Genomic DNA, 13,341 nt, shown 5'->3' on the forward strand with positions numbered 1-13,341 from the left:
ATTTACATAAAAAACACAAATATATACCATTTAACACTCTTAAAAATGGTATAATTTTGCCAAGTGAAATTTAAGATTTAAAATACAACATTATGGAATATAGAAAATTAGGCAACTCAGAACTTGAATTATCAACCATAACTTACGGTGCATTTGCTATTGGCGGCAACATGTGGGGCGGAAACGAAAAAAAAGATTCAATCGATTCCATCCACGCCTCAATCGATCACGGCGTAACCACAATCGACACCGCCCCTTTTTACGGATTCGGATTAAGTGAAGAAATGATTGGCGAAGCGATCAAAAGCCAGGACCGTTCTAAAATTCAGTTACTTACAAAATTCGGTTTGGTTTGGGACGGAAGTAATAACGGAAAAGGAGATTTCTTTTTTGATGCCGACGACAACGGAAAAAAAATTCCCGTTTACAAATATTCTTCAAAAAGCAATGTTATAAAAGAAATCGAAGACAGCTTAAAACGACTTCAAACCGATTATATCGACCTGTTACAAATTCACTGGCCAGATTCTACAACACCAATTTCTGAAACAATGGAAGCCGCGGAAACCTTGATAAAGCAAGGAAAAATCAGAGCGTTTGGAGTAAGCAATTATAATATTTCTCAAATTCAGGAAGCACAAAAAACAGTTCAAATAGCGTCAAATCAAGTAGCTTACAGTATGCTGAACCGTAAAATCGAAACCGATTTAATTCCGTTTACAGTCGCAGAAAATATCGGAATCATTGCCTACAGCCCAATGGAAAGAGGTTTACTAACAGGGAAATATTTCACCGACAGTAAATTAAAAGAAAACGATCACAGAAACGGTTATTTCGGTCAGTTCGATCTTCAAAAAGTAAAAACGTTGGTCGAAGAATTAAGTTCACTGGCAAACTCAAAACACATTTCAATTTCGCAATTGGTTTTACGCTGGACAACTTTACAAAAAGGAATCGCAATTGTTTTAGCCGGAGCAAGAAACGCAGAACAAGCCATTTCAAACGCAAAAGCAATGGATTTCGATTTATCCCTTTCAGAACTGGATTTCATCAATCAGGCCATTTCGAAATTACAATAAATAATTAAAAACAATCTCAAAATTTAAATAATTAAAATTTGGGTGTGCCCCTCTGGGTCGGGCTTTCGGCTATATCTTTTGTTCCGTTCCACTTCACAAAAGGATACCGCCTCTATCCCTCACACTCAAGATTTCATAAGAAAACAACAAAATGAAGAAAATATTTATCATCAACGGCAGTCAAAATTTCGCACATTCAGGCGGAAAATTCAATGAAACCGTTACCGATTGGACAATCGAATACCTAAAAAGTAAAAACTACGAAATAAAAACAACCGACATTAAGCAAGAAATCAACCTTGACGAAGAAGTCGAAAAATTCGTTTGGGCAGAAGTTATCGTATATCATACACCAGTTTGGTGGTTTCAATTACCAAACCTTTTCAAAAAATACATCGACGACGTTTTCACTGCCGGACACAACAAAGGAATCTACAAAAGCGACGGAAGGACCAGAACCAATCCCGACATTAATTACGGAACCGGCGGACTTTTACACGGACGCAAATACATGTTAACCACCAGCTGGAACGCACCTGCAACTGCTTTTACACTTCCGGGCGAATTCTTCGAAGAAACATCTGTTGATGATGGAGCAATGTTTGGTTTCCATAAAATGAATAAATTTACAGGTATGGAAAAACTAAACGGTTTCCATTTCCACGACGTTGAAAAAGGTGCAACCGCAGAAAACATCAGCATCTTTAAAGAAAATTATACCAAACATTTAGAACAAATTTTTAAAAATTTATAATCATGATTTCAATTACAGCAATTTTTAAAAGCAAAACCGAAAGTACAGAACAACTACAAAGCATGTTAAATCATTTGGTTACCGAAACCAGAAAAGAAGCTGCCTGCGTACGTTACGATCTTCACGCATCTGAAAATGTGTTTATTATTTGGGAAGAATGGAAAGATCAGCCAGGACTTGACATTCACAATAACCAACCTTATTTACAAGATTTTATCTCAAAATGCGAAAGTTTGGTTTCGTCACCTATTCAGGTTTATAAAACGCTGCAAATTTTATAAAACACAATAAGTCTCCTGCAAGGTTTCCAAATCCTTGCAGGTGTCTTATATGCATAAAAGAAGACCCACAAGGTTCTGAAAACCTTGCAGGACAAAAATGCACAAGAATTACTTAATACCGCCAAAAGCACCAAAACACATATTCTTATGTAAAATTTCAACGCTTTTAAAACCAACTTTCTTCATTAAATCCAATTGGTAATTCATTGATCTTGGCGTATCTTCTTTTTCAACGTAATCCAATACTTTCTGACGATATTCAGCACCTCCAATACCTTCTAAATAATCACCATAGCGTTGCCAGGTATATTCATTTAATAACGCTGTGTCTTGCGTAATCAAGTCTGAAATCATAAAACAACCGCCGGGTTTCAATAACTTAAATATTTTAGTAAAAGTCGTTTCCCAATCTTGATCATCTCTTAAATGATGCAAAACCGCTCCGGCTAAAATAATATCAAACTGATTTTCCGGTAAATGTACTTCACGAATATCGCCCTGCTTTACTTCTACTTTACCTTTCGTTGCTGCCGAAACTCTTTCAAACGCACGATCCAGCATTGGCAAACTCAAATCGACCAAAGTGCAATTCAAATTTGGTACCTTAGATAACATTTTCAAAGTGTAATTTCCGGCACCACAGCCAATATCTAATACATTTTTAGCATTCGGAACAATTCTTTTTGAAGCTTCTGTAATTAATTCTAAAGAAATTGTCGCGTCGATTGTGGCTACTTGCCCCGTTTCTAAATTTGAAAATCGTTCGACATCATTGTCAAACCTTTCTCTAATCTCTTCAATAGTTGATTTTTTCATGTTTTTTGTTTTAGATTTCTCTCGCAGATTTTGCAGATACAGCAGATTATTATTTTATAAATAATTTAATCATAAGATCTCTATTCCTAAAAGAAAAAAAGATCTGCAGAATCTGCGAGAGAAATATTTTATTTTCCAAAACTATCACTTTGATATATACTTCAAAAATACTTATTTTGTCAATTATCAATACTTAATAGGTATTTATGGAATTACGTCATCTTAAATATTTTTTGGCTGTAGCCGAAGAACTGAACTTCACCAAAGCTTCAGAAAAGCTATTTATTTCTCAGCCACCGTTAAGCCGGCAAATTATGGAGCTGGAAGACGAACTTCAGTCAAAACTATTTATCCGAAATAATAAAAAGGTTGAATTGACCGAAGCTGGAAAATATTTTGAAAAAGAAGTAAAAGCTCTTTTTAAGAATTTGGAAGGCATTTCCATTCAAACAAAAAAGATCGCCGAGAATGTTTCAGGCGAATTTAGAATTGCATATATCAGTTCAATTTATTCAGCCGTCATTTCTGAATTGATCCAACATTTAAAAATACAATTTCCATACGTGAATTTCAAGCTTTTTGAAGTTTCTACAACCAAACAAATTGATGCTTTAGAACAAGGAAAAATTGAGCTGGGAATTATTCGCTCACCCATAAAATCTCCAAAAATAAAAGCACATTTATGGTTTAAGGATGGATTTTCCCTGGTTTATCATAAAAACAGTATCCAAATAAAATCAGATACAGAAATTTTAAATCTAAAAGATGAAACCTTTGTGTTTTTCAACAAAGGTTATGCACCGCATTATCACGAAGTTTTATTAGAACTTTGCGCTTTTTATGGCTTTACGCCGAAGATTATTCACGAAGCCAATAATATCAATTCGATTGTGCAATTGGTAAAAAACGGATTAGGAATTTCGATTGTTCCATCCAATATTGCCAAAAACAATCAGGATTCTGAAATAGGTTTTATCGAATTGAAAAAAGTAAATCTTTTTACTGATGTTTCTCTGATTACTTCAAAAGAAGATGATTCTGAAATTACTCAAGCTGCGGTTGATTTTTTGTTGAAGAAAAGTGGATCAAATTAAGTGTGTTTTGAAATTAATCGCGCAGAGTCACAAGGCGCAGATTTTTTTCATAGCTATTTGTCATCCTGACGAAGGAAGGATCACACAAGAAATGCCGTAAACAGAATCTTCAATCTTTATCGAGTTTCGTGCGTGATCCTTCCTTCGTCAGGATGACATAAAATGAGCAAAAATTATTTTTAAATTAAGGAAATCCGTAAAAAGTAAACTTTAAAAGCATTTAAATTGCACACTGTAAAAAAGAATCAGTGCAAATTAGTGCCATTCGTGGAAAACAAAAATCGTTACAATTTATCACACAAATCGCAATAAGAAAAAGAGAACTTTTAAATACCTTAGCAAATTATAATTCTACTCAAAAAATCAATAAAATGGCAGAGCAATCTTCAATTCAGTGCCCAAATTGCGGAACAACTATCGATGTAAATGATATTTTAAAACATCAGTTAGAAGATAGCATACGCAAAGAATTTCAGCAAAAAGCAACTATTCAAAATAAAGAATTAGAACTTAAGAACGAGCAATTCGAGAAAGCCAAAGCCGAATTTGAAGCTAAAAAGAAACAAGAAAACGAACTTTTTGCCGAGCGACTGGAAAGAGAAAGAAAAATAGCCGAAAAAGAAATTTCTGAAAGGCTTAAAATTAAACTCGACGAAGAAAATAAAGACCGTTTACTTTTAATGGAAAAAGAACTTTCTGAAAAATCAGATAAAATCAGGGAGTTAAATAAAATGCAGGGTGAAATTGCCAAGTTACAGCGTGAAAAACTGGAAATGAAAGATGCAATCGAAGCCGAAGCACAAAAACAGCTAAATGCTACTTTGGTTTTGGAACGTGATAAAATCCGTAAACAGGAAGAAGAAAAAAACGAACTAAAAATTAAAGAATACCAAAAACAGTCTGACGATCAGAAAAAGCTAATTGAAGAAATGAAACGCAAGCAGGAACAAGGTTCTATGCAATTGCAAGGCGAAGTAATGGAATTGGCGATTGAAGAATGGCTGGCGAATAATTTTCCGCTAGATAGTATCGACGAAGTAAAAAAAGGCGCAAATGGTGCGGATTGTCTTCAAATTGTGAACACTCGCGAACTGCAAAATTGCGGTTCTATTTATTACGAAAGCAAAAGAACAAAAGCTTTTCAGCCCACATGGATTGAAAAATTCAAAAATGATATCAGAACGAAAAGAGCTAATATTGGAGTTTTAGTTACCGAAGTTATGCCTTCAGGAATGGACCGAATGGGAATGCGCGACGGAATCTGGATTTGTACTTATGAAGAATTTAAAGGTTTGAGCGCTGTTTTGCGTCAATCCTTGATTCAGGTGAGTCAGGCAGTTCAGGCGCAGGAAAATAAAGGCGATAAAATGTCGATGTTGTATGATTTCTTAACCAGCAATGAATTCCGCTTGCAAATTGAGGGAATTGTTGAAGGTTTTACGCAAATGCAGAATGATTTAGATTCTGAAAAAAGAGCGATGCAGAGAATCTGGAAACAGCGAGAGAAACAAATCGAAAAAGTAGTTCACAATACCTTAGGGATGTACGGTTCGATTCGTGGAATTGCCGGAAATGCTGTGCAGACTGTTCGAGCTTTAGAATTGGATTTTATTGAAGATGATAATGAAGATCCTAAGGAATTATTGGAATAACAATATATGGGACACGGATTAAACGGATTCGCTAACGCGAAAACACGGATGGGCACGGATTTTTTTTAAAGTTACCAAAGAACAATTTATTTTGTGGCAACGAATTTCAATTCGTTAAAAGTTGAAAATCAAACACAATATTGTCATTTCGAGGAACGAGAAATCGCACTAGTAATTCCGCAAAGAAATTCGCCAATATTTGTCGAATTTCGAGTGCGATTTCTCTCCCGAGGCGTCGGGAGAGAAATGACAAAAGAAAAAAGGCTTCGATTAATTTCGAAGCCTTTTTTCTTTTTCAGTTTTCTTTTTGAATTAACCTTTTTTGAAAGACATTGTCAAACCAAACTGATTAGATAAGTAAAGCTTGTTATTTTCAACAGAATAACCTGAATTGGTTCTTAACAACTGTACAAATTCACCTTCTTTCTTCGCATCACATTTTTTGGTTTCTAAGGAAAGACTCGTAAACTGAACTTGTCCCTCACCTTTCGAAAGTAAATTCCCTTTTATCGCATTACATCCTGTAAATCCCGAAAAAGTTGAAGCATTCATCGTAATTTTTGGAAGCGTTGAAAAATCTTTTTCAGTAACAATTTTACCGTTTAGATTCTCTAAAACCCAAGTTTGCTGTAATTTCTTTTCAATTGACTTTTCAGTAGTTGAAGCTGTTGAATTCACTTCTTTAGAAGATTTACAGCTGTAAGTCAACGATACAGCTATAAATAGCATTAAAATCCTTTTCATGTAAAATAAATATAAGTTTTATTTTACAAAAGTATTATACCACTACACTAACCTATAGCTGCTATAAGTTATTTTTAGACTATTCTAAGACATTTATAATCATAAGATTAATCTACTTTTCTAAAAACCAAAAGCTTACCTGAAGGATTTGAAAGTGTTAATCTGTTATCTCCAATAGTATAGGTTGTCGTACTTTGAAGCGCTTTCGTAAATTGACTTTCCTTATTTCCCTGCGGGCAGGCCATCAAAGTCGAAATTCCATTTGTAAATCTCAACAGATCTTTTTCATAAAATATAGTTCCCGTGATAGCATTACATCCGCCGTAACCCATAAATTTATTTTCAGTTGAATTAATTTCAATTCTTGGCAGTTCTCTTTGAAAATCAGTCACAAAAACTTTAAATCCATTTAATTCTTCCAAAACCCAGATATCATGAAGTCGATAATCGGTATTGTATTTCCCGCATCCTTCAAGCTTTTTTGATTCCATCTCTATATTATTTTTAATATCGACTGTAACTTTGTACGGAGAAATAGCACCAGACATCGAATTTTGACATTCTAACTGTTGTATTGAAATAGTTGCCGTGGCTGTTTCATTGCTTAATTTATACATCTTTACATTGGCATCCATTGATTTTATAGCTTCAACAGCAGGAAAAATAAGCTTTTCCTTTCCTGTAATCAGCGAAGTAAAAATTATATTATCATTTCCCATTTTTAGTCCCCAAAAAGGTTCATTTCCAGTAGCTGTAAAAAAATATTTCATTTCATCTTCTTGAGTTCCGTATTCAGAAGAAGTAGTTTGTTTTATACCCGAAGTTTTGCCGGCTGTAGATTTACAGCTTATTAGTAAAGAAAGTAAAAGCACTAGCGAAAGTATATTTTTCATAACTTTTTTATTTAAAATGTCTTTTTGTTTTTAATAAAACACGAGTAAAATTCTTATGAATTTACGACATTTTTTTGAATTTATTATTTAGAATGCTTTCAAATTTAGAATAATTTTCAAGATAGCAAATCTCTCTCAAATCCGGATTACGTAGAACTTTACGCTAAAATACGTAATTATGAAAAATGCTAAATAATTAAAAATTGAAAATAATACGTATTTAAATAAGTATAAATACGTATATTTGCATAATAATACTTAATTAAAGAAATCATGATTAAAGTAATAGTAGTTGGAAACGGGATGGTTGGTTATAAATTTTGCGAAAAATTCATTTCAAAATCAGGACAAGAAAAGTATCAGATTACGGTTTTTGGTGAAGAACCAAGACGTGCTTACGATCGTGTTCACTTAAGTGAATACTTTGGAGGTAAGACCGCTGACGATTTATGTTTATCAACTAGCGAATGGTACGAAGAAAACAATATTACTTTAAACACTTCTGAATTAATTACAGACATTAACCGAAAAGAAAAAACGATACATACACATCTTGAAAAAACGCATACGTACGATTACTTAGTTTTAGCAACAGGTTCATCTGCATTTGTTCCTCCAATTGACGGAGTAGAAAAAGAAGGTGTTTTTGTTTACAGAACAATCGAAGATCTGGATGCAATTATGGCTTACGCCAAAAAAATAAAACAAAAAGGCGCAACAGAAGCTGCCGTTTTAGGAGGCGGTTTATTAGGTCTTGAAGCAGCAAAAGCCGTTAGGGATTTAGGACTGAATCCGCATGTGGTGGAATTTGCTCCAAGATTAATGCCGAGACAATTAGACAAAGGAGCAAGCGATATGCTGCAATCTAAAATTGAGGAATTAAATATAGGAATTCATCTTAACAAAGCCACACAATATATTGACGGAGCAACATGCATAACAGGAATGATGTTTGCCGAGGACGAATTGTTAAAAGTTGATATGCTGGTTATATCTGCCGGAATCAAGCCTCGCGACGAACTTGCAAGAGTTTCAGGACTTGAAGTGGGTTTACGAGGCGGCGTTGTAGTAAACAATCAGATGCAGACATCAGATCCTTCCATTTATGCTATTGGCGAAGTAGCGCTTTACAATCAAAATATTTACGGACTTGTTGCTCCGGGTTACGAAATGGCCGATGTTGCTGCCGAGCAAATCTTAAAGGGTTCTAAAACCATGCGAGAAACCATTGATATGTCGACTCAATTAAAATTAATTGGTGTTGAAGTAGCGAGTTTTGGTGATCCTTTTGTCGAAAACGAAAATGTAACGGCAATTATTTATGAAAACAAATTAAGCGGCATTTACAAAAGAATCAACGTTACTAAAGATTCTAAAACCTTACTAGGCGGAATTTTAGTGGGAGATGCCAGTGATTATAATTCGCTTTTTCAGATTTACAGCAATGCTATGGCCCTACCTAAAAATCCTGAAGATTTGATTTTAGGTTCTCGCGATAGTGCTGAAGGTTCAAGTTTAGGAAGTGTAATGGACTTACCAGATACAGCTGTAATTTGTTCTTGCGAAAATGTTACTAAAGGCACTATTTGCTGTAAAATTTTAGACGAAAGCTGTTCTAGTTTCTCTGATGTTGTAAAACATACAAAAGCAACTTCTGGCTGTGGAGGCTGTAAGCCAATGGTTTCAGATTTGGTAAAAGCAACACAAAAATCTTTAGGAAAAGAAGTAAAAGAAGTAATCTGTGAGCATTTCAATTATAATCGCCAAGAACTATTCGATTTGGTGAAAATCAACAAATATGAAAATTTTTATGAGGTTTTGGATCATCACGGAAAAGGCGATGGCTGTGAAGTCTGCAAACCTGTTCTTGCTTCTATTTTCTCCAGTATATATAACGATACGGCAAACAAACACGTTACCACTCAGGATACAAACGACAGATTTTTAGCGAATATTCAACGAAACGGAACTTACTCAGTTGTTCCAAGAGTTGCAGGAGGAGAAATTACGGCCGAGAAATTAATCGTAATTGGCCAAGTGGCTAAACAGTTTGATTTATACACCAAAATTACAGGAGCACAAAGAGTTGATTTATTCGGAGCACATTTGAGTGATCTTCCAAAAATATGGAAAATCTTAATTGATAATGGTTTCGAAAGCGGTCATGCCTACGGAAAATCGCTTCGTGCCGTAAAAAGCTGTGTCGGGAATGCATGGTGTCGCTACGGAATGGACGACAGCGCCGGATTTGCCATCGAACTGGAAAACAGATACAAAGGAATTCGTTCTCCGCACAAATTAAAAGGCGGTGTTTCGGCCTGCATACGCGAATGTGCCGAAGCCCGCGGAAAAGATTTCGGATTAATTGCCGTTGAAGGCGGTTGGAATTTGTACATCGCCGGTAATGGCGGAGCCAACCCAAAACATGCTGTTTTATTAGCAGAAAAAATTGATAAAGAAACTGTTATCAAATATATGGACAGATTTTTAATGTATTATATAAGAACTGCCGGTCCACTGATTCGAACATCAACCTGGCTAGAAAAACTAGACGGTGGCTTAGAATATCTTAAAGAAGTTATTATCGAAGACCGTTTAGGAATCTGTGAAACCTTAGAAGCCGAAATGCAGACTTTGGTAAACACTTTTGAATGCGAATGGAAACAAGTTCTGGAAAAACCAAGATTACTGAAACGTTTCAATCATTTCATAAACTCAGACGAAAAAGACGATAATGCTGTTTTTGTTCCGTTAAGAGATCAAAAAGCACCAAAAGCTTGGTCATAAAAAGCTAATTGGAATTGATCCCAAAGACGCTAAGTCGCAAAGTTTTATTGTAAGAAATTTTAAAAAAAAACTTTGCGTCTTAGCGAATTTTCGAAATTAAAAAGACAAAGAAGAGAAAGAAAAACTTTGCACCTTAGCGCCTTAGTGGCAAATAAAAAATTATTAAAAATGGAAGAAATCTTAAATCAATACGAAACAGTACATCCCAATGATGCCACAATTTGGTTCAAAGCAGGTAAAGTTGAAGATTTTCCAACCAATCGCGGTGGCTGTATCAAATACAAAAACAAACAAATTGCTATTTTTAACTTCACACGACGCAATGAATGGTATGCTTGCCAAAACGCCTGCCCGCATAAAATGGAAATGGTATTATCAAGAGGAATGACTGGATCTGCAGATGATATTCCGAAAATTGCCTGTCCTATGCATAAAAAAACATTTTCACTTATTGATGGATCTAACCTAAACGGAGATGATTTTAAAATTGCAACCTATCCGATTAAGGTTGTGGAGAATGAAGTATTTGTTGGATTTGTTGATTAGACTTTTAAGAGCAAAGAAGCAAGATTTGAAGAACTTTTATCATCTTGCTTCTTGCTTCTTTCCATCTCACTTTTAACTACTCACTTTTCACATTTCACATATTTACTAATTCCCTATCTTTGAAATCTATTATCAAACCAAAAAATGACTACACCTTTTCAAAAAGCAAGCGAATGGATTGATGCTGAAAATGCACAAGATCCAAATATCGAAATCGATCAAAATAATGAATTCCCTAAAGAATTATTATATTCAAACCGGATGTATGAGAGGTTGATGCAATTTGATCCAGAAGCTTCAGAAGAAATACAGATTGCTTCAAAAGCACAGCACATCTGCAGATGGAAAGTCGCTCGTGAATCGTATCCGATGGATCGCGTTGGTTATTTGAGATGGAGAGAAGAATTAAAAAAATTTCACGCTAAAACGACTGCCGAAATCCTAGAAAAAGCAGGTTACGATCAGACTTTTATTGATCGCGTTTCTTTTTTAATTGAGAAAAAATTACTTAAAAAAGATCACGAAACTCAATTGCTAGAAGATGTGATCTGTCTTGTTTTTCTTGAGTACTATTTAGATCCTTTTGTACACAAACACGACGAGGAAAAACTAAAAAACATCATCAAAAAAACTTGGGACAAAATGTCTGAGAAAGGACATCAGGAAGCCTTAAAAATCAATTATTCTGCAGAAAATTTAAGCCTAATTAAAGCTTCTCTAGGATTGTAATTGAATTATATGAAAAACAGCAATCAGGAAGAAGATAAAATTACTTTCAAAAATTTACGTCGTCTGTATTTTTTTGCACTTTTGACTATTGCTGTAACTATCATTTTAAGTCAGGTTTTAGTGCAATACAATCTGAATCAGCAATTAAGCGATTCTAAAATCATTAATTTTTCTGGAAAACAAAGGATGCTGAGCCAGAAAATCGTGAAAGAAGTCCTGATTCTGCATTATGTTTCTGATTCGGCTACAGCCAAAAAAAAATCGCATTTAAAAAAGGTTTTATCCAATTGGAAAGACAACCATGATGCACTTGAGAATGGAAGTGACAGTTTGGGTTTTCCACATCAAAAAAGTGAAATTCTAAATCAATTATATCTTGAAATAGAACCAAGTTTTAGTAGAATTTATACTGCTTCAAATATTTTAATTTCAAATTTAAACGACAAAAACAAGCAAGTTGAAAATCAAAAACTGGTACAGATTATTTTAAAAAACGAAGGCATTTTCCTTTCGAAAATGAATCAGATTGTAACGCAGTATGATCTCGAGGCGCACGAAAAGGTAACACAACAACGCAAAATAGAATATTGGATTTTTGGTTTTACTTTATTTGTTTTGCTTTTAGAATTTTTCTTCATTTTCAAGCCTACAAATAAAAAAATAGAAAAATTAATTACAAGGCTTTTATCTTCAGAAAAGAAAGCGTTAAAATTGGCTTATGACACTGAAATTATCAGTGAAATCAAAGAAAATTCAGTTAAAGAATTAAAATCTCTGAATTATGCAATGGAGAATACTTTACTCTATTGCCGAATTGCGCCGGATGGATCTATTATTCATATTGGAGAAAAATTCGCCAAACTTTTAAACTACACCAAGTTTTCATCGAACAAAAAATTCTCTGAAGTTTTAACAACCGATGAAAAAGAACAATTAAATATTGACCGAATCATTTTTGAAAAGCACAGAAGTGGCTGGCAAGGCGAAATTAAAATAATAAACAAAGAAAACCAGACGATTTGGCTCGACTTATCAATGGTTCCAGTAACAATTAAAAAAGAAGAATCTGAGCTTTTAATTATCTGTTTCAACATTACGGAACGCAAAAAAGCACAACGAGAAGTCGAACGCTTAAATATTGAAAACAGTACCGAAAAGATAAATCAGCAAAAAATTATTTCAAGTAAAATTGTTGAAAATCAAGAAAATGAACAAAACAGAATTGCTAAAGAAATTCATGACGGAATTGGGCAAATGTTGACCGGTTTAAAATTTAGTTTAGAAAGCATCAATCTGGATGACAAAGAAAAATCATCCCAAAAAATTGAATATTTAAAGAAGCTGTCACTTGATATTATTAAAGGCGTTCGTACCGCAACTTTTAACTTAATGCCTCCAGAATTAAGCGATCACGGAATCGTTTCTTCCTTAGCAAAATTAACACAAGAACTTTCAAAACTAACTGGAAAAGAAATTCTGTTTTACAACAAAACCGATTTTAAGCAACGTTTAGATTCATTAATCGAAATCAATATTTATCGTCTCACTCAGGAAGCAATCAACAATGCTATAAAATATGCCGAATCCTCTCATATTATTGTACAGCTTTCGCACAGTGAAACTTTATTAAGCATCATCGTAGACGACAACGGAAAAGGTTTCGACATAAATGAAGTGGACAAAAAACGCAACAGCGAATCCGGAATGGGATTATTGTTTATGAAAGAAAGAATTCAATACATAAACGGACGCGTTTTCTTCAAATCGATTCCCGGCGAAGGCACGAGGATTACTTTTAATATTCCTATATAAAGTTCCAATTTTTAAATTCCAAATTCCAAACTTTTTCAAAATGCAAATCAGATAATTGCAATTTGTAATCTTAAACTTTATAATTTTTTAATTTACTTTTAATGTTCAGCTAATCTTTAGAATTTGGAATTTTTAAAAATTGGAATCTAATTTT

The 13,341-nt window shown here is 34.1% G+C and carries 12 protein-coding genes; 9 read left to right on the forward strand and 3 right to left on the reverse strand.

Annotated features, from left to right (window positions below; translation table 11 throughout):
* Positions 1 to 92: 92 nt before the first annotated feature.
* From IRZ83_RS12335 to IRZ83_RS12345, 3 genes are all read left to right on the forward strand, one after another.
* Complete coding sequence (locus IRZ83_RS12335; RefSeq protein WP_194569136.1) at positions 93 to 1,079, forward strand: aldo/keto reductase; 987 nt, start codon at positions 93 to 95, stop codon at positions 1,077 to 1,079.
* A 151-nt stretch (positions 1,080 to 1,230) separates the two neighbouring features.
* Positions 1,231 to 1,833 carry an NAD(P)H-dependent oxidoreductase gene (locus IRZ83_RS12340; RefSeq protein ID WP_194569138.1) on the forward strand — a complete coding sequence of 201 codons (603 nt, stop codon included), beginning with the start codon at positions 1,231 to 1,233 and terminating at the stop codon, positions 1,831 to 1,833.
* A gap of 2 nt (positions 1,834 to 1,835) precedes the next feature.
* A complete protein-coding gene (locus IRZ83_RS12345; protein ID WP_194569140.1) occupies positions 1,836 to 2,114 on the forward strand; it encodes a putative quinol monooxygenase in 279 nt (92 codons plus the stop codon).
* A 108-nt stretch (positions 2,115 to 2,222) separates the two neighbouring features.
* Here the strand turns inward: IRZ83_RS12345 and IRZ83_RS12350 are convergent, their stop codons facing one another.
* Positions 2,223 to 2,930: a class I SAM-dependent methyltransferase gene (locus IRZ83_RS12350; RefSeq protein WP_194569142.1), complete on the reverse strand. Its 708-nt coding sequence runs from the start codon at positions 2,928 to 2,930 to the stop codon at positions 2,223 to 2,225.
* A gap of 206 nt (positions 2,931 to 3,136) precedes the next feature.
* On the opposite strand from IRZ83_RS12350, the gene IRZ83_RS12355 reads away from it, so the two are divergent.
* Complete coding sequence (locus IRZ83_RS12355; RefSeq protein WP_194569144.1) at positions 3,137 to 4,024, forward strand: LysR family transcriptional regulator; 888 nt, start codon at positions 3,137 to 3,139, stop codon at positions 4,022 to 4,024.
* A 371-nt stretch (positions 4,025 to 4,395) separates the two neighbouring features.
* A complete protein-coding gene (locus IRZ83_RS12360; protein ID WP_029273047.1) occupies positions 4,396 to 5,676 on the forward strand; it encodes a DUF2130 domain-containing protein in 1,281 nt (426 codons plus the stop codon).
* 312 nt (positions 5,677 to 5,988) lie between these two features.
* On the opposite strand, the gene IRZ83_RS12365 is transcribed toward IRZ83_RS12360, so the two are convergent.
* Positions 5,989 to 6,420 carry an META domain-containing protein gene (locus IRZ83_RS12365; protein WP_194569146.1) on the reverse strand — a complete coding sequence of 144 codons (432 nt, stop codon included), beginning with the start codon at positions 6,418 to 6,420 and terminating at the stop codon, positions 5,989 to 5,991.
* A gap of 107 nt (positions 6,421 to 6,527) precedes the next feature.
* Complete coding sequence (locus IRZ83_RS12370; RefSeq protein WP_194569148.1) at positions 6,528 to 7,313, reverse strand: META domain-containing protein; 786 nt, start codon at positions 7,311 to 7,313, stop codon at positions 6,528 to 6,530.
* 273 nt (positions 7,314 to 7,586) lie between these two features.
* Here IRZ83_RS12370 and nirB point away from each other — a divergent pair, with 273 nt between their 5' ends.
* From nirB to IRZ83_RS12390, 4 genes are all read left to right on the forward strand, one after another.
* Entirely contained in the window at positions 7,587 to 10,100 is a 2,514-nt protein-coding gene (gene nirB / locus IRZ83_RS12375) for a nitrite reductase large subunit NirB (RefSeq protein ID WP_194569150.1), read from the forward strand.
* Positions 10,101 to 10,268: 168 nt separating this feature from the next.
* Positions 10,269 to 10,646, forward strand: a complete 378-nt coding sequence (gene nirD / locus IRZ83_RS12380; protein ID WP_194569152.1) for a nitrite reductase small subunit NirD — start codon at positions 10,269 to 10,271, stop codon at positions 10,644 to 10,646.
* A 144-nt stretch (positions 10,647 to 10,790) separates the two neighbouring features.
* Positions 10,791 to 11,375: a DUF4202 domain-containing protein gene (locus IRZ83_RS12385; protein ID WP_194569154.1), complete on the forward strand. Its 585-nt coding sequence runs from the start codon at positions 10,791 to 10,793 to the stop codon at positions 11,373 to 11,375.
* A 9-nt stretch (positions 11,376 to 11,384) separates the two neighbouring features.
* Positions 11,385 to 13,187, forward strand: coding sequence for an ATP-binding protein (locus tag IRZ83_RS12390; protein WP_194569156.1), 1,803 nt, complete (start codon positions 11,385 to 11,387; stop codon positions 13,185 to 13,187).
* Positions 13,188 to 13,341 lie beyond the last annotated feature (154 nt).

Origin of the sequence: Flavobacterium sp. JLP, assembly GCF_015350755.1 — a bacterium.
Taxonomy (GTDB): Bacteria; Bacteroidota; Bacteroidia; order Flavobacteriales; family Flavobacteriaceae; genus Flavobacterium.

Excerpts from the sequence above, each read along its gene's own strand:
- IRZ83_RS12335 (WP_194569136.1), top strand. The coding sequence starts at position 93 with ATGGAATATAGAAAATTAGGCAACTCAGAACTTGAATTATCAACCATA.
- IRZ83_RS12340 (WP_194569138.1), top strand. The coding sequence starts at position 1,231 with ATGAAGAAAATATTTATCATCAACGGCAGTCAAAATTTCGCACATTCA.
- IRZ83_RS12345 (WP_194569140.1), top strand. The coding sequence starts at position 1,836 with ATGATTTCAATTACAGCAATTTTTAAAAGCAAAACCGAAAGTACAGAA.
- IRZ83_RS12350 (WP_194569142.1), bottom strand. The coding sequence starts at position 2,930 with ATGAAAAAATCAACTATTGAAGAGATTAGAGAAAGGTTTGACAATGAT.
- IRZ83_RS12355 (WP_194569144.1), top strand. The coding sequence starts at position 3,137 with ATGGAATTACGTCATCTTAAATATTTTTTGGCTGTAGCCGAAGAACTG.
- IRZ83_RS12360 (WP_029273047.1), top strand. The coding sequence starts at position 4,396 with ATGGCAGAGCAATCTTCAATTCAGTGCCCAAATTGCGGAACAACTATC.
- IRZ83_RS12365 (WP_194569146.1), bottom strand. The coding sequence starts at position 6,420 with ATGAAAAGGATTTTAATGCTATTTATAGCTGTATCGTTGACTTACAGC.
- IRZ83_RS12370 (WP_194569148.1), bottom strand. The coding sequence starts at position 7,313 with ATGAAAAATATACTTTCGCTAGTGCTTTTACTTTCTTTACTAATAAGC.
- nirB (WP_194569150.1), top strand. The coding sequence starts at position 7,587 with ATGATTAAAGTAATAGTAGTTGGAAACGGGATGGTTGGTTATAAATTT.
- nirD (WP_194569152.1), top strand. The coding sequence starts at position 10,269 with ATGGAAGAAATCTTAAATCAATACGAAACAGTACATCCCAATGATGCC.
- IRZ83_RS12385 (WP_194569154.1), top strand. The coding sequence starts at position 10,791 with ATGACTACACCTTTTCAAAAAGCAAGCGAATGGATTGATGCTGAAAAT.
- IRZ83_RS12390 (WP_194569156.1), top strand. The coding sequence starts at position 11,385 with ATGAAAAACAGCAATCAGGAAGAAGATAAAATTACTTTCAAAAATTTA.